Genomic DNA, 17,237 nt, shown 5'->3' with positions numbered 1-17,237 from the left:
CGGAGCTGTCCCCGACGCCGATCGCGGGATATCCGAATCGAACCGGCTGGTTCGCCGGCCGGATCGATCGCCGCCCGTTTCGCGGTTCTCCAGCGCTACTTCCAGGGGTTGTCGACCAGTTCGGACTGCACCCGCGAGCCGACGGCGACCCGAGAGTTCGCTCGCGGGCTGGCGATGCACAGGAGGACGTACCCGTCGTCCCGGTGGCGCGGTTTCAGCGCCCGCGGTTCGCGCCGGTACGCGAACGCCTCCGCGACGTCGATCGGCGTTCCATCCGCGTCGGTCGTGTCGTCGCCACTCTCCGCACCCTCGATCGCCAGCAACCGGCCCACGCAGGTACCGCACGCGCCGGTCCGACACCCGTACGGCAACGAGACCCCGCTCCGCCGTGAGGCCTCGAGCACCGTCTCGTCTTCGTCGACCTCGATCGTCCGCGTCGGGCCGCCGACCCGGTCGAGGGTGACGTCGTAGCGGGCCGGAGTCACTGCCAGACGTCGCTCGTGCAGTCGCCGTCGGGCCAGCGGATCTCGTGGGCGCGGGCCGGACCCGCCGGGCACTCGCCCCAGTCGACGAGGAAGTCCTCGTCGAGGGTCATCGTCCCGTTGCGTGGATCGACGTCGGCTTTCAGCATCACGGAGCCGCGCTCGGCTTCCTCGGGGTAGAACTGGTCGTCCCACGACGAGAACAGCGAGGTGGTCCAGTAGAGCCGTTCGCCGTCGAGCGAAAGCTGGATCATCTGCGGCCCGGCGGCCAGTTCGCGACCCTGCACCTCCTGGACCTCGCCGAAGGTGCCGCCGACCGAGAGCGAGTCGGCTTTTCGCGGGTTCGACGGGTCCGAAATGTCGTACATCCAGACGTCGCCGTGGAGCCAGTTCGAGCCGAACAGGTACCGATCGTCCATCGAGATCAGGATGTCCGTCGGGAGCGCGGGGACCGGCATGTCCCAGTCGTCGTGCTCGCGGCTCTCGAAGTCGATCACCTTCTCGGCGCGGTACTCTCCGTCGTCCTCCCAGAAGTGGAAGATATTCGACGACAGCGCGGCCCCGACGAACCCGTGGGTCGATTCGGGGGTGTGGAGGAACCGGACCTCCAGCGGAATCAGCCCCTCCTCGCCGAGATCGATCGTCTGCTCGACGGTGCCGTCTTCCCAGTCCCAGAAGTGGAGCTTCTGGCCGTAGTTGCCGGCCTCGACGTCGTCGAGGTCGAAGCCGGGGTAGTACGTTTTGGGGGCGGCCCACTCGCTCGACACCATCACGTTCTGGCGGGGCTGGTACCAGTAGTCGTAGTTCATCTCGATCTCGCCCGGCGGCTCCCACCGACCCTCGATCTCGAAGTCGTCGTTCAACTCGAGGAACCCGCCGGGAAGGTCGCCATCGGCGTCCCCGAGCATGCTGATGATGATCTTCCCGTCCGGAACGCAGTGGACCGTGTGCGGTGCCGAGAGGTCGTACTCGAAGACCTCCTCGGGTTCGATCACCTCGACCAGTTCGGGATTTCGTCGGTCTTTCGTGTCGATCACGTGGAGCCGCGAGGAGCGCTGGCCGGGAACGATCAGGTGTCGACGCTCCAGTCCCTCGACGTGACAGGACGACGAGCAGGCGTTCCACCCGAAGTGGTGGAGTTCGTCGCCGCGGTTGGGCAGTTCGACGCGATCGACGATTTCGCAGTACGTGTCCGAGTCGGGATCGAGGTCGACGACCGCCACGAAGTCCGGCGCGTCGACGTCGGTGCCGACGTAGAGGCTCATCACGTAGGCCAGTTTCTCCCGACCGCCCTCCTCGATGGCGGCCTGTGGCGTCGAATAGCCGGGGCCCTCGTGGTCGTGGTGGTGTTCGTGGTCCGGTTCCACGCCATCACTCGTGCTAACGTCACTCATGGTGTTCCCCGACCACGAACACGTAAATAAGTCTATTCGGGTGTCGCGGCGAACCTGTTCGGTCCGACCGTCGCCCTCGAAGGCGCGCCGCCGATCGAGTGTGTGAACGAGACCCAGTACTTTACCCGTCAGAGCCACTACGACCGAGTAGATGGAACAGGGACCGGAGTACGGACTGGTCGACCTCGACGAGGCCGAGACGCCCGGCGACGAGTGGGAGGAGATCGACGTCTCGGACACCGAGGCCGACCGCATCGCCCGCAAGCGCGACCGGGAGTTCGAACAGTTCGAGGAACGGATCAAGGACGCAGACCAGTTCAAAGTCGAGCAGTCGGTGTTCGACGACGCGACCTTCGCGGCGCTGTACAAACTGGTTCAGGACGGCCACGTCGAGGCTTTCGGTGGCCCCATCTCGACTGGCAAGGAGGCCAACGTCTACCACGCGCTCGGCGACGACCGCGAGGTCGCGGTCAAGGTCTACCGGATCAACGCCTCGAACTTCCGGCAGATGCGCGACTACCTCGAAGGCGACCCCCGCTTCGAGGGCCTGGGCGGCAAGAAGAAGGACGTCGTCCTCGCGTGGGTCAAGAAGGAACTGGCGAACCTCCGCCGCGCGAAGACGGCCGGCGTCACCGTCCCGGAACCCATCGCCGCCGAACGTAACGTCCTCGTGATGGAGTACATCGGCGACGAGGACGGCCGCGCGAAGCGCCTCGGCGAGGTCCACGTCGAGAACCCACAGACCGCCTACGAGGTCCTCCGGGAGTACATGCGACGGCTCTACGCGGCGGGGCTGGTCCACGGCGACCTGAGCGAGTACAACGTCGTCTTCCACGACGGCCAACTCGTCGTCATCGACCTCGGACAGGCGGTCACCGTCCACCACCCCAACAGCCGCGAGTTCCTCGAACGCGACTGCCGGAACGTCGCCGCCTTCTTCTCCCGGCAGGGACTCGAGGTGACCGAGGACGAGTTGTTCGAGTACGTGACGCGACCCGACCCGGAGACGTCGGGCGAGTAGGCGCGGCGGTCGGCGGCCCGGTCCGACTCAGTCGAGCGTCGGCGCGATGGACGGCGACGGCGCCACCAGCCGTCGACCGGTTCGTCGGGGACTATCGCGTCCGGGTCTCCGTCACCGAAGGGCCCGTACGTCGTCGTTCGAGGCGACACCCGGTCCCACCCCGGCGACCGCCGCGAGCGAGGCGGCGCCGCCTGCCCGAAGTAGCGTTCGACGTTTCGCGGCACTACTCACTCCCGCCGGCATCCGACCAGTTTGGTACGGAAGTTGATATACCGTCTGCGTGTCGCTCGCTCGCCCCGTTCGATCGCGGAACGCCCGATGGAACGCGGGAACGTACCGCTAACTGGTACGCGGATTCGGATTGGAATAGTAATATTTCAACATTTAGAACAGGTTTAAGTGGAATGCGGAATCCAAACGCTACTACCGATGGAGGGTGCGGATGCGGCCCCGTCCTGTCCCGAGTGTGACGGGCCGTTAGTGAGCACGGAGACGGAAACGATCTGCCGGGACTGCGGGCTCGTGCTGGCCGAAGACGCCATCGACCGCGGCCCCGAGTGGCGCTCGTTCGACGAGGAGTCGGATCGACGTCGCACCGGCGCGCCGCTGACGCGCTCGCGACACGACCGCGGCCTCTCGACCGAGATCGGCTACGGGTCGGACGCGCGGCTGACGGGGCGGCGACGCCGGCAGTTCGCCCGGTTGCGCAGGGAACACAACCGCGCCCGGATCGCCTCGAAGGCCGACCGCAATCAGGTCTACGGCTTCGCCGAGATCCGCCGCGTCGTCGCCCAGCTCTCGCTCCCGATTAGCGTCCGCGAACAGGCCTGTGCGCTGTTCGAGTCGGCCCAGACGGCGGGGCTCTTCAGGGGCCGCTCGCTCGAAGGGTTCGCGGCGGCGGCCGTCTACGCGACCTGTCGCACCCTCTCGATCGCCCGCACGATGGACGAAATCGTCGACGTCGCACGCGCCGACGAGGCCGAACTCAAGGCGGCGTACGACGCGCTCAACCGCGAACTCGAGTTGCCGACCGGACCGATCGACCCGACGCAGTTTCTCCCCCGCTACGCCTCGAAACTCGACCTCGACGCCGACGTCGAACGCGGCGCGCGCGAACGCGTCGAAGCGCTGCTCGAAGCGGGGCTGATCGGCGGGCGAAACCCGAGCGGCGTCGCCGCGGCCTGCCTGTACGCCGTCGCCCGCGACGCGGACGCGGCGACGGTCACCCAGGCCGCCGCGGCCGAGGTCGCGGACGTCTCGCCGGTGACGATCCGTTCGACCGTCAAACTCCTCGCGGAACTCGACTGAACCGGTCCTCCGGCTGTCCACGCCGGCCGCCGCGGCGCTGCCCTCGTCCCGATTTCCCGAACCCTCGCCCGCGTTCGCGTACGAACCTGCAGGCGATCAGTCGGCGTCGGGCGACAGCCGTTCGCCGTCCTTCGGCCGGCCGAGCGGCCGGTCGCGCATCTCCTCCGGCGACGGGTAGTCGGTTCCCGCGGCGAACTTCGGGTACGGCGTACTCTCGTTCTCGCGGGCCTCGAACGCCGCCGCCGCATCTCGCGCCCGTCGGTAGTCGGGACGGTCCGCTTCGACCGGCCGAACCCGCCGAAGGCGGACGGACCCGCCGTGTTTTTCCCGGAGGCGGAACGCGAGGAAGGCGCCGAACTCCGTCGCCTCGACCACCACGGCGCGACCGAATCGCCTGACGATCGCCTCCTCGTACGCGTTACAGACGTTCCGGAGCGTCTCTCGCGCCTTCGGGCTGTCGGCGACGACCAGAAACGCCCCGTCCAGACGATCCTTCATCGTCGGCTATTGCTCATAGTTACTGGTTGAAATTCTTTTTCTTTCGCACGAACACTTTCGGCCGGGAGCCGCTCACGTCGTCCGCAGGTTGTCGGTGCTCGGCTCGTACACCTCGCCTTTCTGTTTGAGCTTCTCGATCTCGTGTTCGGCCTTCGAGCGGTCCATCCCGATCTCGTCGGCCCGTTCGAGGACGATGTCGATCGGGGCGCCGTCGTCGTACTCCTCCTCGACGTCGCTGATCAGCTGTTTGATGTTCTTGATCCGGTCGCGCTGGGACTTCGAGGTGCCCGCCTCGACGATGTCCGCGTCGAACTCGCCGGTCTCGGGGTCGACCCCGATGTCTTGCAGACACGAGCGGACGATCTCGATCACGCGCTCGGCGTCCTCGAGTTCGACGGTGTCGGAGAGCCGGACGCGGGCGCTCGCCTCCGAGAGGCGAACCAGCCCCTCGAGCTTTCGTGCGGTGACCGGGACCGCCGCGTCCTCGTCGGTGCCCTTCGAGCGCAGGTCGACGTAGAAGTCCCTGATCGCCTCGCGGGCCGCCTCGGTCATCCGCGGGTGACAGTTCTGTTTGGCGTAGGCGATGTACTTCCGGAGGAGTTCGGCGTCGATCGCCGGGTCGACTTTCGCCGTCATCTCCTCGATCTCCTCGGAGGAGACCTCCAGCGAGGTCATCTCCCGTTGCTGGGTCGTCAACTCGCCAGCGTAGTTCGTGTTGATGATGTGCTCGGCGAGGTTCCGATCCTTCTCCTCGTCGGGCTGGTCGGTGACCGTGAAGATCAGGTCGAACCGCGAGATGAGCGCCGGTTCGAGTTCGATCTGCTCGCTGATCGGCTCGTAGTGATCGAACCGGCCGTACTTCGGGTTGGCGGCGCCCAGCAGCGAGCACCGAGATTTAAGAGTTGCATTAATACCGGCCTTACTTACCGATATTTTTTGTTGCTCGAGCGCTTCGTGCATAGCCGACCGATCCTCCGAGCGCATTTTATCGAGTTCGTCGACTGCAGCAATCCCTTGGTCGGCGAGCACCAGCGCGCCGGCCTCGAGGGTCCACTGTTGGCCGTCGCCGAAGTCGTCGCGGACAGCGGCTGCGGTGAGACCGGCCGAGGACGAACCCTTACCCGAGGTGTAGACGGATCGGGGGGCGATGTTCTGGATGTAGCCGAGCATCTGGGAGTTGTGTGAGACGATTCCGTTCGAAACGTAGTTGTGTGTTTCTTCGACCTCGAGGTCGTACACCCAGTCGTAGTCGGGTTCGATCGTCTCGATGGCTTCGATTCGGTCCCAGCAGACATCGCCCTCAGCTAGCTGCTGGAGTTGCTCTACTGCAGTCGCGAGCGTACCACCGTCGGTGGAGATCTGACCGTCCTCCCCCGTAACCTCGGAGGGGAGGGCCTGCCTGAACGCAGACACGACCTCACGAAGGCTTCCCCTGCTGGGGTTTCGCGACCCCCGTTCGTAGTGCTGGTACGTGCTCCGAGGGAGACCGCACTCCGACTGCGCAAGCCCGAGCGAATCACGAAGCCGACGTAGCTCGGTACCGACCTTCGGGACGACGTCCGTATTCGTATTCCCGTCCACGTCGACGTACTGGCCGGCGGCACTCCGTTTTCGCTCCGTCACGAAACCGATCGTCGAGACGTATTTTTCGAACGCCGACCCGCTAATCCGGAGCCGGTGGCTGCCGTTGTGTCGTCGGTGGAGTTGCGAGCGAATGCCGAACGAGAGGAGAAGCGTTCGGACTCCTTCGAGTAACTCCTGACTCGTCGACGCGACCGTAATCTCGCGCTGAGAGGCGGATACGTGCCCTTCTCCTTCGACGAACCCTTTGAGGAACTCGGCCTTGATACGCCGCGAAGTTCGTAGCAACTGCCGAGGAACGCGCTGTTCGCTCGAGGACTGTAGTAACCGCGCGTCGAGATTCTGCAGGAAACTCACGAATTCCCCCGAGAAACGGAGTGCTTCTCGGGCGTCCCTTCCCTCGCTCGAACCTCGCTCCGTGACGTTTAATCCGAGTTCGATGAGAGCGTGTTTGGCGTCGTCGCGGACTTCCTCGTCGTTGTTCGTGATCGAGACGAACCCGGTGTTGTCGGATCGCTTCTCGACGTAGCCCTCCGCCACGATGTAGCCGAGTAATCTGGCGAGCGACGGCGTCCACTCGTCGGGTAACTCGAGCCGGACAGCGTTTCTCGACCTCGAACGGCGGTAATCGACTTCCAGTGAGTCGTCTCCGTCGGTCGGAAGGCGTCGTGGCGTGGCGACGAACGTTCCCTCGGTCAGAGTATCCGCGGTGACTGGGCTACAAGAACCGTCTCGCTGGACGAACAACGGGTGCGACGGCGTCACCTCGAGTTCGCGGCCGCTCGCCGTCCGAATCCGCAACATCCGCTCGGGCACTTCCCGTTTCCAGACCCTCGTCGCTCGCTGCGCGGCTATCGTTCCGTCCTGTTGCAGCGAGGGGACTTCGATATCGACCTCGTCCCACCAGCCGTCGTCGATCGGTTTCGGATCGTCGAGATTCGACTCGACGAGCTCCCGAATGGGTACGTCCCGTCCATCGGCGAGTGTCACCCTCGTGTCTCCGCGGACGCATTTCCCGGTCCCCGGATCGCCGATCAGGAGCATGTGCAGGTCCCCGCGGATCCGCGAGCCGTCGGGCAACTGCTTCGTCACGCCCGAGAACAGCTGGAGCATCATCGCGAGTTTCTCCTGCTCGTAGCCGTAGATGGAGGGGGCGATGGAGGCGACCATCTGCTCGTAGACGTCGTCTTGCTCCGAGAGGCGGACGATCTCCTCTTTGTCCTCGTCGGTGATGTCCATGTCCTCGAACTGCTCCTCGTCGACGTCGACCGACACGCCCTCCATGTAGAAGTCGAAGATGGGCGATTTCTCCTGCTGGTTGCCCTGCTGTTCGAGTCGGAGCACGCCCACGGCGGCGACGTGGTCGCCGGGGGTGACCTCGCCGGTGACGTCGTCCTCGACGTGGATGTCGATCGACTGGGGCGTCTCGCCGCCGCGCAGTCCCTCCGGGCTCTCCTGAATCCGCAGTTTCTGGGCGTCGACGAACTCGGACTGGTCGAAGTTGACGCGGAACGGCCCCTGTCGCTCACAGCCCTGACACTCGTGGGGTTCCTGGAAGTCACCGCTGGACTGGGGGACGCGAGTGAGGGTGCCACAGAGCTGGCACTCGAAGGCGGCTTCCTCGATCTTCGGGCGGACGTCGGTCGCCTTGCGGACGATGCCCCGCACCTGCACGAGCTTGTTCATGTGCCGGGCGCGGATCTCGCGGATCTCGGGCGACTCGGACTCGGGCAGGTTCCGGACCCGGACGTGGGCCTGTCCGAGGCTGACGTCGATCGGCAGGTCGTACAGCCGCAGGGCCTCCTCGGCGTAGCGCTGGAGCTGTTCGGGCTGGTTGATGTAGTCGTCGGCGAGGTCGGGGTCGAACTTGTAGAGCTCGTTCCAGTCGACGTAGAGCGACCGTTGTTCGTTGGGGTAGCGCTGGGCGAGCTGCTTGATCTCGGTGTCGTAGTAGCTGCGGAAGAACTGCTCGAACGCGTCGACGAGTTCCGAGTTGCCCGCTTGCGCCATTGCACCCGTCTAAGGTCGCCATCCCGTATAAATGGTCGTATACCGCGGCGGAAGTGATCGCGGCGACCGACCGCCGCGGACGGGATTACGGCTGTGGTGGCGGCCCAGGTGCCCCCGCGAAACGCGCGATTGCGCCGCTCGCGCGACGACAACGGGTGGTTTTTTACGCTGCACGCCACAGCCCAGAACACATGTTCAAGGCCATCGTGAGCGCGGAGGCGCTCACCAGCGCGCTCGAACCGGTGAGCACGCTGGTCGACGAGTGCAAGATCCACCTCGAGGAAGACGGCCTGCGGATACAGGCGATCGACCCCGCGACGGTCGCGATGGTGGACCTGTCGCTGGAGGCGGCGGCGTTCGAATCGTACGAGGCCGACGGCGGGCTGATCGGCGTCGACCTCTCGCGGCTCGAAGACATCGCGGGGATGGCCGACGCCGGCCAGCTCGTCGAACTCGAACTCGACGAGGAGACCCGCAAGCTCCACATCCAGATCGACGGCCTCGAGTACACTCTCGCGCTGATCGATCCGGATTCGATCCGCCAGGAGCCCGACATTCCGGACCTGGACCTGCCCGCACGCGTCGTGCTCGAAGGGAAGGACGTCAACCGGGCGGTGAAAGCCGCCGACATGGTCTCCGATCACATCGCGCTGGGCGTCGACGACGCCGACGAGGCCTTCTACGTCGACGCCGAAGGCGACACCGACGACGTCCACCTCGAACTTACGTCTGCAGACCTCATCGACCTGCAGGTCGGCACGGCCCACTCGCTGTTCAGCCTCGACTACCTCAAAGACATGAACAAGGCCATCCCCGCCGACGCCGAAGTCACGCTCGACCTCGGCGAGGAGTTCCCGGTCGAGATCTACTTCGACTTCGCGGAGGGGCAGGGCCAGGTCACCTACGTCCTCGCGCCGCGCATCCAGAGCGACTGACGGCCGGCGATCCGCGTCCCCCGCGCTCTCCCGATGGCCTCGTCTCGCGCGCTGGTCGTAACTGCACGGATTCGAACAGCGGTCGGCGCGAAGCTCCTCCCCGATTCAAACCCGCGCTCCGTTCACGCCTCGCTCCTCACGGCCGTTCGTCACGGAGGAGTGGGACCGCGCGGATTTGAACCGCGGTCACGGGCACCCAAGGCCCGAAGTATACCAGGCTAACCCACGGTCCCGTACGACGCCTTTCGCGGCCGAGCCGTAAAGGGTTTCGTTCCGTTCCGAACGGTTTTGTCCGTTGCAGCGCTAGCGTTTGTATGGTTACGGGACTCGAAATTCTCCTGTTAGTCCTCGTGCTCGCCGCCGTCCTCGGCGCCTCGACGGTCGTACGGACGGTACGGCCGTTCATCGTCAACGCGGTCGTCGGTCTCCTCGTCCTGTTTCTCGCGCAGGCGGTGTTCGGCCTCCAGGTCGCCGTCACGACCGTCGCGCTGGTCATCGTCGCGGTCGGGGGGTTCCCCGGCGCGTTGCTCGTGATCCTGCTGTCGCTGTTCGGGATCGCGTTCGTCCCCTGACCGGCGCTCAGAGGTCGGCGTCGCGCAACTCGATGTCGGCGACGAGGTCGTACGGGTGGGCGTCCTTGCGGATGCCGTCGAGCAGCGCGAACGCCTCGCCCGGTTCGAGGAAGTGTTCGGTGACGACGCGACCCAGCGGCGTCGGCTCGAAGCCGTCGATGAACTCGTACTCCAAGAGCTTGCCGATCGCGTGTTTCGTCGGCACCTCGCCGAGCATCCGGTCGTTGAGCCCCTTGGCGGCCCGGCCGCCGACGGTGACGTTCGCGAGCGTCTCCTCGACGGCCGCGTCCTCGTCGTAGTGGGTCATCACCGACTCCATCTCGCCTTTGAGGAGCTTGAACGCGACCTCGTCTTCGGTCATCTCCATCGAGTTGTGGTAGGAACAGTCGGGCTCGACGAGGAGGTACACCTTCCCCTCGTCGTGGTAGTCCGGCCGGCCCGCCCGGCCGAGCATCTGGTGGAACTCCTGGACGGAGAGCCACTCGATGCCCATCGCCAGCGAGTCGAAGATCACCTGCGAGGCCGGGAAGTCGACGCCGGCCGCGAGCGCCGCCGTCGTCACGACGGCCGCGAGTTCCTGGTCGCCGAACTTTCGCTCGACGGTCTTGCGGCGCTTGTAGTCGAGGCCGGCGTGGTAGGGGGCGGCCGCGTACTCGAGCTTGCGCGAAATCTCGTGACAGCGCCGCCGCGAGTTGGTGAAGATGATCGTCTGGCCGCGGTAACCCTTCGAGGACTCGGTGTCGAACTCCCGCTTGACGAGTTTGTTCTCGACGCGGACCTTCTCGCGGCCGTCGGCGAACGTGACGTGGCGTTCGATCGGGACGGGCCGCTCCTCGAACTCGATCAGCTTCGATTCGAGCGCCGCCGCAAGCTGCTCGGGGTTGCCGACGGTCGCCGAGAGGTAGATCCACTGGGCACCCCCGTAGTCGTCGCGGCGCTTTGCGCGTCGCTCGGTGGTGTACTTCAGCCGCGAGATCAGCCCGTCGAGGCGGTGGCCGCGCTCTTCCTCCTTGAGGGTGTGGACCTCGTCGATGACGACCGTCCCGATATCGCCCAGTTCCTTGCCCGTCCGCAGGGCGTGGTCGATCCCCTCGTAGGTGCCGACGATGACGTCGGCGTCGGGGTCGAACTGGTTGCCCGAGTCGGCGATGCGGCTCGCGCCGACCCGGATCGAGACGTCGACGAGGTGGCCGTACTCGTCCCGGAAGTCCTCGTACTTCTGGTTCGCCAGCGCCACGAGGGGGACGAGAAACAGCATCTTCCCCTCCCCTTCGAGGACGCGGTCGATGCCGGCCATCTCCCCGACGAGGGTCTTCCCGGTCGCCGTCGCCGAGACGACGAGTTGGTCGTCGCCGTCGAACAGGCCGTTTTCGACCGCGAGGCTCTGGACCGGCAACAGGGTGTCGAAGCGGTCTTCGAGCATCCCCTGTAGCTTCGGGTGCAGGCCCAGCGAGTCCACGTGGACGGGATCGACCTCGTCGACCGTCGCCGAGATGGTGTCGAACTTCGTGAGGTCGGGGTCGAGCCGGCCTTTCAGGAGGTTGACGATCCGTTCGAGGTCCTGCACTTCGAGCATCAGCTCTTCGAGGCGTTCCCTGGCCGCGCCGGTGACGTCGCCGACGTACGAGAGCTGTCGTTCGAGTTCCCGGCTCGCACAGTCCGTACAGATCCAGTCCTGGCCGTCCTTGATCGCCGTCTCGGTCGTGATCGGCGAGTACCGCCCCGAGGAGGCACAGTACCGGCAGGTCCGGACCGCCTTCGCCTCCAGCTGGTAGCCCCCGAACATCTCCCGCAGTTCCTTTCGCCCCTCGGGGGAGGTCTGCTCGGAGATGCGGATGCGGTCGGCCCGGCGGGCGAGTTCGACGAACTCGTCGGGCTGGCGGGGTTCCTCGCTGGAGCCGCGCTTGATGCGGAACTTCGCGGGGCGGGGGCCGGCGGAGGTCTCCGAGAGGCCGAGTTTCGCCCGGAACAGCCGCTCGCCGTCCCGGGTGACGACCACGAGGTAGTCGTTGCCGGTCTCGTGACAGAAGATGGTCTCGACCTCGCCGACCTGCTGTGACACGATAGCCGGTAGATGGCTGGCGTACTTGAGCGATTCGGACTAGGTTTCGTCCGCGTCGACCGGCCGGTGGGGCATGATCGTCGGCCCCTCCTCGCCGTAGCCGACGGTGGCGATCACGCCGAAGACCTCCTCCAGTAGCTCGTCGGTGACGACCTCGTTCGGCGGCCCCCAGTCGTAGACGTCGCCGTCCAGGAGCGCGATGAGGTTGTCCGCGTGGCGGGCTGCCTGGGCGACGTCGTGGAGGACGACGCCGACCGTGACGCCGCGCTCCTCGTTCAACGTCTCGACGACCTCCATCACGCGGAGCTGGTGGTGGAGGTCGAGGTGGTTCGTCGGCTCGTCGAGCAGGAGGACGTCGGTCTCCTGGGCCAGTACCATCGCGATCCAGACGAGCTGCTTCTGGCCGCCGCTCAGCTCGCCGAGGGGCTCGCCGCGGAGGTGCTCGACCCCCGCGAGCTCGATCGCGCGTTCGACGGCCTCCCGGTCGTCTTCGTCGACGGTGTCGAAGACGCCGCGGTGGGGGTACCGGCCGTAGTAGATCAGCTCCTCCGCACTCACGCTGCCGGGTGACTCGTTCTCCTGGGAGAGCAGGCCGACCCGGCGGGCGAACGCCTTGTTCCCGAACGTCTCGACGTCGGTGCCGTCGAGGTAGACGACGCCCGCCTCGGGCTCGAGCTGGCGCGCGAGCGACTTCAGGAGCGTCGACTTCCCGCTGCCGTTCGGGCCGACCAGCGCCGTCACCTCGCCCGCGGGGAGGTCGAGCCGGTCGAGGTCGACGACCGGCTCCTCGGTCGTCGGGTAGCCGATCTCCAGGTCCTCGCCGACGAGCCGGCTGGCGACAGCCGGCGGTCCCGGGCCCGGCTCGGACCTAGTGGGGGCGTCGGTCGATCCCTCGGAGCCGTCGTCGGCGGGTCGCGAGCGGAGGTCGTTCGTCGAGTCGGGCATCTCAGAGATCACCCAGTCGCTGGCGCCGCCGCATGAGGTAGAGGAAGTACGGCCCGCCGATCAGCCCGGTGAGGATGCCGACGGGGAGCTGGTTCGCGCTGTCGAACAGCACCTGCATCCCGAGGCGCGCACCGACGTCGGCCGACACCAGCAGCGCGGGACCGACGAACAGACAGCCGACCAGCAGCCGCTTGTAGTCGCTGCCGACGATCGTCCGCACCACGTGCGGGACGATGAGGCCGACGAAGCCGACGATGCCGGCGACGGCGATCGAGGCCGCGGCGGCGAGGATCGCGACCCCCGAGAGGCCGAAGCGGACGCGCTCGACGGACATCCCGAGCGCGCCCGCGGTCCGCTCGCCCAGCAGGAGCACGTTCAGCTGGCGCGAGCCCGCGAGCGCGAGCGCCATCGAGAGCACGGTCCACGGGAAGACGAGCCGCACGTCGCCCCAGTCGGCGCCGGTGAGCGACCCGGTCGTCCACGCGACGGCCGACTGGACCGTCGAGATGTCCTCCGCGAAGAGGTAGAGCGCGGTCTGCAGCGAGTTGCAGATCGTCGCGACGATGACGCCCGCGAGGACGAGTCTGATGGGGCTCGTGCCGCCTTTCCACGCGATCGCGTACACCACGAGGAAGGCGGCCGCGCCGCCGAGCGCGGCGGCGACGGGCAGCAGGCTCGCCATCCCCGCGAAGACGACCAGCGTCAGCAGGATCGCGAGCCCGGCGCCGGAGGAGACGCCGAGGATGTACGGGCTGGCGAGTTCGTTCCTGGTGACCGCCTGGAAGATCGCCCCCGAGACGGCGAGGTTCATTCCGACGAAGATGCCGGCCAGCACCCGCGGGAAGCGGATGTTCCAGACGATGTTCGTTCCCGTCGCCAGCTCCGGCAGCCGGTAGCTCTCCGGGACGAAGAGGACGGTCCGCATCAGCTCCTCGCCCAGCAGGAACGACAGCAACACCCGCTCGTCGTACCAGACGTCGGCGTCCAGGAGGGCGTACCAGGCGTCGCCGACCGACATCGTGTACGTCCCGAAGCTCACCTGGACGCCCAGCGAGACGAGTACGACCGCGACGCTCGCGAGCGCGACGCCGAGGAGCGTCGAGTCGATCCACGGGAGCCGCCCGGACTCCTCGGCGACGGAGCCGCGTCCGTTCGACAGCCCACCGGCCATGCTCAGGCGCCGCCCGCGACGATCTCCGCGACGCGCTCGCGGTCGAACAGCTCGCGGTCGAACCGCTGCGGGTAGCACTCGCGTGCCGTGCGCTCGGCGACGAACAGGTTGTAGATCGGCCCCTGGTAGATCGGTCCGCCGCGGAAGACCCGTCCCTCCCGGACCGCCGCGAGGTCGCTCGCGACCTCGTGGTCGCGCATGTGCGCGAGGACGGTCTCCTCGAACTCGGCACGGCTCTTGCCCTCGTGGCCGCGCAGGAAGAGCGCGTCCGGGTCGACGTCGAGGATGGCCTCGTAGTCGATCGTCCCGCGGTCGTCCGTGCTCAGGCCCTCGACGCCGGTGTCCGCCAGCGCGTCGCCGACGCCGAGGTCGCGGAAGTGCTTCGTGCTCGCGCCCTCGTCGCCGATCAGCGCGGGGTAGAACTCCTCCGGTTCGTCCGAGCCGACCCAGGCGAGGAGGCCGTCGGGGCGCTCGTCCGCCGGGGGCAGCGAGGCCTCGATCTCGGCGAGGAACTCCTCGTGGAGCGCGGCGAAGGCCTCGTATCGGTCGACGCGGTCGAACACCTCGGCGACCTTCTCGAAGGCCTCGTACAGCGTGTAGTACTCGTAGTCGTGCCACTCGTCGGTCCGCCGGAAGATCGTGTTGCCGACGAACGGCGCGACGTTCTCGCCGATTTCGTCGACGTCCGCGCGTTCGAGGCCGAACGCCCCGTTGTGCTCGAGCCAGTTCGGGTCGACGAGGTGGACGTCGACGTCGAGTTCGTAAAACAGCTCCTTGTCGACGCCGTCGTTCCACAGCGGCGTCGGCTCCTCGACGTGTGGGATCCCGAGTTCCGCGTAGTACTCGGGGTGGTAGCGGTGGGGTTCGCCGACGGCCGCCAGCCCGTCGCCGACGCCGAGCGCGACGCCCATGTCGGCGTAGTCGCTCTCGTAGGCGAGCCAGCGTTCCGGCGGCGACTCGAAGGTTACCTCGCCGACGGGAACCATCGAGACGTCGTAGGGTTCGGAGGCACCCGTCCCGTCGCCGTCGGCCCCGTCCTCCTCCGCGCCGTCTCCGGATCCGCCGTCGCTTCCGTCGCCGTTCGCTTCGCGCTCGGTGCCGCTGACGCAACCGGCCATCGCGCCCAGGGCGGCCGTCCCCGCCGCGAGGACGGCGCGCCGCGTCGATCGGGTTCGTCGCATACGTTTTAGGCTCGCCTAATTGTTGAAAAGTGCGTCGTTTTAGGTCGGCCTAATTGATGGCGCGGCGAGAGTTACTCCACCAGTTCGATGGCGTCGTCGCCGTTGGGCACCGCGCAGATGAACGCCCCGGGTTCGTCGCCCGCGTTGCGGTACCAGTGGACGGTCCCGGCGGGGATCAAAAGCGAGTCGCCCGCGCGCACCTCGTACTCCTCGTCCCCGATTCCGACGACGTACTCCCCTTCGAGGACGTACTGCTCGTGTTCGACCTCGTTTACGTGTCTGGGCACCTCCGCGCCCGGTTCGAGGGTGAACCGTCGAATCGCGAAGGTCGGCGCGCCGTGTTCGTCGCCGATCAGCACGCCCTTCCGGAGGCCGTCGGCGGCGTCGACGGTTTCGTACTCGACCTCGTCGCTGCGGCGGATCAGTGGCTCGGTCATGCCCCCGAGTCGGGGCCGAGACCACAAAATCGTCCGGGTCGTCTCAGACGGCTCGCCGAACCTTCGACAGGAGGAACCAGAGGCCGCCGACCGCGGCCACGAAGAGTGTGAAGTTGAACAGGACGACGGTCAGTTCGGGGACGCTCATCGCGTGGAGGGTCATACGCCAGCCTACGATCTGCCGCCGTAATTACATTATCGATCCGACACGCGCGGCTGGGGGTCCGACACGTCGACGGCGCCGTCGCTCGTCGGCGTAAAATACTGTTCTGAAGTGCCGATACCTCCGCGAATTCGCCTTACAGACGCTGGACGTTCGTCGCGCGCGGGCCCTTGGGGGCCTGCTCGATTTCGAACTCCAGTTCCTGTCCCTCCTCGAGATCCGGACCGCCGATGTCTTCCATGTGGAAGAATACGTCGTCGTCCGCGTCCTCAGTCGAGATGAATCCGTAACCGCCAGTGTCGTTGAAGAAATCAACGGTGCCTTTCGCCATGCTTCTAGGGGGAAACGGCGCCCACGGATAATACTTCCGATGCGTCGCACGACCCGGAACGCGGCCGCGAGCGCGCTTCCGGCGGCCGCGAGCGCCGGTTTCTACCAGCCGTCGCCGTCCTCCAGCCGGTGGACCGCCACCGAGACGAAGTAGACGATCATGAACAGGAAGAAGCCGCCGGCGAGGCCGGCCAGTTCGCGCGTGCCGACCCCTCGCGGGGTCACCGCCGCGAGCGCGGCGATCCCGACCACGAAGATGGCGATGGTGAACGCGCCCACGGCGTAGTAAAAGCCCACGTCGGACGCGAGGAACGCCCGCAGTCGGTCGAGGGTCGGCGCCATCGGGTGGTCCTTTCGAGCGGGAGCGTAATAATCTGGCGTCGCGACTCAGCCGAGCAGGCTCCGCGCGGCCCCCCGGTAGGCCTCGGGGAGCGAGTCGGCGATTCGCTCGGGGTCGCGCTCGCCCTCGTGGTCGACGAGGTACGCCCGACCCGGCGCGTCGCCGTAGGCGCCGTGGAGGTCGTAGACGAAGCCGTAGACGGCGACCGACTCGGGAACCGCGTCCGACTCGCGCAGAAACGCGGCCTGCCGGCGGACGTTGTACTCGACGAGCTGGTTCACGACCCGCTCGTCGTCCGCGTCGGCGTCGACGAGGTCGCTGTCCAGCCCCGCCTCGACCACCGGCACCAGCAGGTCGACCCACTTCGCGACCCCCTCGGGGCCCGGCGGTTCCTCGCCGGTCGCGACCCGGTAGGCGGCCGTCACCGCCCCGCAGCCGGTGTGGCCGACGACGGCGGCCGTCTCCGTCCCGGTGTGGTGGATCGGGTAGAGGACGCCCCCGTCGACGATGCGCTCGCCCTCGTGGGCGTCCCAGACCTGGTTGCCGATGTTGCTCGGCGTGAAGACCGTCCCCGGCTCCTCGACGTTCCACATCCCCTCCTGGGAGACGCGCGAGTCCGAACAGCAGACCGTCACGACGCTCGGGCGCTGTTCGTCGGCTACGTCGGCGAAGTAGTCGTCGGGGAGCGCGTCGACGTGTGCGGCGTTGCCCGCGAGCAACTCGAACAGTGTCTCCTCTGCCATACGGGCTTATGGGTGCCGGGGACACCAAAACGGTTTCACCTCGGCGACGACCCGGTCGAACCCG

Annotated in this window: 16 protein-coding genes and 1 tRNA gene; 4 read left to right on the top strand and 13 right to left on the bottom strand. The window is 66.9% G+C overall.

Annotation, left to right across the window (positions count from 1 at the left end):
* Positions 1–95 precede the first annotated feature (95 nt).
* Entirely contained in the window at positions 96–485 is a 390-nt protein-coding gene (locus tag NKG98_RS11695) for a 2Fe-2S iron-sulfur cluster-binding protein (protein ID WP_254766097.1), read from the bottom strand.
* A complete protein-coding gene (locus tag NKG98_RS11690; protein WP_254766096.1) occupies positions 482–1,876 on the bottom strand; it encodes a selenium-binding family protein in 1,395 nt (464 codons plus the stop codon). The genes NKG98_RS11695 and NKG98_RS11690 overlap by 4 nt, the downstream gene beginning before the upstream one ends.
* A 151-nt stretch (positions 1,877–2,027) precedes the next feature.
* Here NKG98_RS11690 and rio1 point away from each other — a divergent pair, with 151 nt between their 5' ends.
* Together rio1 and NKG98_RS11680 are read left to right on the top strand one after the other, a co-directional pair.
* Positions 2,028–2,897: a serine/threonine-protein kinase Rio1 gene (gene rio1 / locus NKG98_RS11685; RefSeq protein ID WP_254766095.1), complete on the top strand. Its 870-nt coding sequence runs from the start codon at positions 2,028–2,030 to the stop codon at positions 2,895–2,897.
* Between the two features lie 429 nt (positions 2,898–3,326).
* Positions 3,327–4,205 carry a transcription initiation factor IIB gene (locus NKG98_RS11680; protein ID WP_254766094.1) on the top strand — a complete coding sequence of 293 codons (879 nt, stop codon included), beginning with the start codon at positions 3,327–3,329 and terminating at the stop codon, positions 4,203–4,205.
* A gap of 96 nt (positions 4,206–4,301) precedes the next feature.
* Here NKG98_RS11680 and NKG98_RS11675 read toward each other — a convergent pair whose 3' ends face one another.
* Positions 4,302–4,703: a DUF7855 family protein gene (locus tag NKG98_RS11675; RefSeq protein WP_254766093.1), complete on the bottom strand. Its 402-nt coding sequence runs from the start codon at positions 4,701–4,703 to the stop codon at positions 4,302–4,304.
* 72 nt (positions 4,704–4,775) lie between these two features.
* Positions 4,776–8,294, bottom strand: coding sequence for an LAGLIDADG family homing endonuclease (locus NKG98_RS11670; protein WP_254766092.1), 3,519 nt, complete (start codon positions 8,292–8,294; stop codon positions 4,776–4,778).
* 191 nt (positions 8,295–8,485) lie between these two features.
* Here NKG98_RS11670 and NKG98_RS11665 point away from each other — a divergent pair, with 191 nt between their 5' ends.
* A complete protein-coding gene (locus NKG98_RS11665; protein ID WP_254766091.1) occupies positions 8,486–9,229 on the top strand; it encodes a DNA polymerase sliding clamp in 744 nt (247 codons plus the stop codon).
* Between the two features lie 160 nt (positions 9,230–9,389).
* Here the strand turns inward: NKG98_RS11665 and NKG98_RS11660 are convergent.
* Positions 9,390–9,462 (bottom strand) — tRNA-Pro (locus tag NKG98_RS11660).
* Positions 9,463–9,543: 81 nt separating this feature from the next.
* On the opposite strand from NKG98_RS11660, the gene NKG98_RS11655 reads away from it, so the two are divergent.
* Entirely contained in the window at positions 9,544–9,801 is a 258-nt protein-coding gene (locus tag NKG98_RS11655) for a pro-sigmaK processing inhibitor BofA family protein (protein WP_254766090.1), read from the top strand.
* A 7-nt stretch (positions 9,802–9,808) separates the two neighbouring features.
* Here the strand turns inward: NKG98_RS11655 and NKG98_RS11650 are convergent, their stop codons facing one another.
* The 8 genes from NKG98_RS11650 to NKG98_RS11615 form a co-directional block, all read right to left on the bottom strand.
* Positions 9,809–11,863: a DEAD/DEAH box helicase gene (locus NKG98_RS11650; protein ID WP_254766089.1), complete on the bottom strand. Its 2,055-nt coding sequence runs from the start codon at positions 11,861–11,863 to the stop codon at positions 9,809–9,811.
* A gap of 39 nt (positions 11,864–11,902) precedes the next feature.
* Positions 11,903–12,808, bottom strand: a complete 906-nt coding sequence (locus NKG98_RS11645) for an ABC transporter ATP-binding protein (protein ID WP_254766088.1) — start codon at positions 12,806–12,808, stop codon at positions 11,903–11,905.
* Between the two features lies 1 nt (position 12,809).
* A complete protein-coding gene (locus NKG98_RS11640; protein WP_254766087.1) occupies positions 12,810–13,979 on the bottom strand; it encodes a FecCD family ABC transporter permease in 1,170 nt (389 codons plus the stop codon).
* Between the two features lie 2 nt (positions 13,980–13,981).
* Entirely contained in the window at positions 13,982–15,160 is a 1,179-nt protein-coding gene (locus tag NKG98_RS11635; protein WP_254766086.1) for an ABC transporter substrate-binding protein, read from the bottom strand.
* Between the two features lie 71 nt (positions 15,161–15,231).
* On the bottom strand, positions 15,232–15,597 hold the full coding sequence (locus NKG98_RS11630) for a cupin domain-containing protein (RefSeq protein ID WP_254766085.1): 366 nt from the start codon (positions 15,595–15,597) through the stop codon (positions 15,232–15,234).
* Positions 15,598–15,896: 299 nt separating this feature from the next.
* A complete protein-coding gene (locus NKG98_RS11625) occupies positions 15,897–16,091 on the bottom strand; it encodes a cold-shock protein (RefSeq protein ID WP_254766084.1) in 195 nt (64 codons plus the stop codon).
* Between the two features lie 101 nt (positions 16,092–16,192).
* Positions 16,193–16,411 carry a hypothetical protein gene (locus NKG98_RS11620; protein ID WP_254769467.1) on the bottom strand — a complete coding sequence of 73 codons (219 nt, stop codon included), beginning with the start codon at positions 16,409–16,411 and terminating at the stop codon, positions 16,193–16,195.
* A 66-nt stretch (positions 16,412–16,477) separates the two neighbouring features.
* Positions 16,478–17,173, bottom strand: a complete 696-nt coding sequence (locus NKG98_RS11615; protein ID WP_254766083.1) for a carbonic anhydrase — start codon at positions 17,171–17,173, stop codon at positions 16,478–16,480.
* Between the last annotated feature and the right edge of the window lie 64 nt (positions 17,174–17,237).

The sequence above is a fragment of the Salinilacihabitans rarus genome, from assembly GCF_024296665.1.
Taxonomy (GTDB): Archaea; Halobacteriota; Halobacteria; order Halobacteriales; family Natrialbaceae; genus Salinilacihabitans; species Salinilacihabitans rarus.
Note: the sequence above shows the minus strand (reverse complement) of the source record. Positions and strands in the feature narration are given on the sequence as shown.

Bases quoted from the DNA above. Each gene is read 5' to 3' on its own strand.
- NKG98_RS11630 (WP_254766085.1), bottom strand. From the start codon at position 15,597: ATGACCGAGCCACTGATCCGCCGCAGCGACGAGGTCGAGTACGAAACC.
- NKG98_RS11690 (WP_254766096.1), bottom strand. From the start codon at position 1,876: ATGAGTGACGTTAGCACGAGTGATGGCGTGGAACCGGACCACGAACAC.
- NKG98_RS11645 (WP_254766088.1), bottom strand. From the start codon at position 12,808: ATGCCCGACTCGACGAACGACCTCCGCTCGCGACCCGCCGACGACGGC.
- NKG98_RS11615 (WP_254766083.1), bottom strand. From the start codon at position 17,173: ATGGCAGAGGAGACACTGTTCGAGTTGCTCGCGGGCAACGCCGCACAC.
- NKG98_RS11670 (WP_254766092.1), bottom strand. From the start codon at position 8,294: ATGGCGCAAGCGGGCAACTCGGAACTCGTCGACGCGTTCGAGCAGTTC.
- NKG98_RS11675 (WP_254766093.1), bottom strand. From the start codon at position 4,703: ATGAAGGATCGTCTGGACGGGGCGTTTCTGGTCGTCGCCGACAGCCCG.
- NKG98_RS11640 (WP_254766087.1), bottom strand. From the start codon at position 13,979: ATGGCCGGTGGGCTGTCGAACGGACGCGGCTCCGTCGCCGAGGAGTCC.
- NKG98_RS11655 (WP_254766090.1), top strand. From the start codon at position 9,544: ATGGTTACGGGACTCGAAATTCTCCTGTTAGTCCTCGTGCTCGCCGCC.
- rio1 (WP_254766095.1), top strand. From the start codon at position 2,028: ATGGAACAGGGACCGGAGTACGGACTGGTCGACCTCGACGAGGCCGAG.
- NKG98_RS11680 (WP_254766094.1), top strand. From the start codon at position 3,327: ATGGAGGGTGCGGATGCGGCCCCGTCCTGTCCCGAGTGTGACGGGCCG.
- NKG98_RS11625 (WP_254766084.1), bottom strand. From the start codon at position 16,091: ATGGCGAAAGGCACCGTTGATTTCTTCAACGACACTGGCGGTTACGGA.
- NKG98_RS11635 (WP_254766086.1), bottom strand. From the start codon at position 15,160: ATGCGACGAACCCGATCGACGCGGCGCGCCGTCCTCGCGGCGGGGACG.
- NKG98_RS11665 (WP_254766091.1), top strand. From the start codon at position 8,486: ATGTTCAAGGCCATCGTGAGCGCGGAGGCGCTCACCAGCGCGCTCGAA.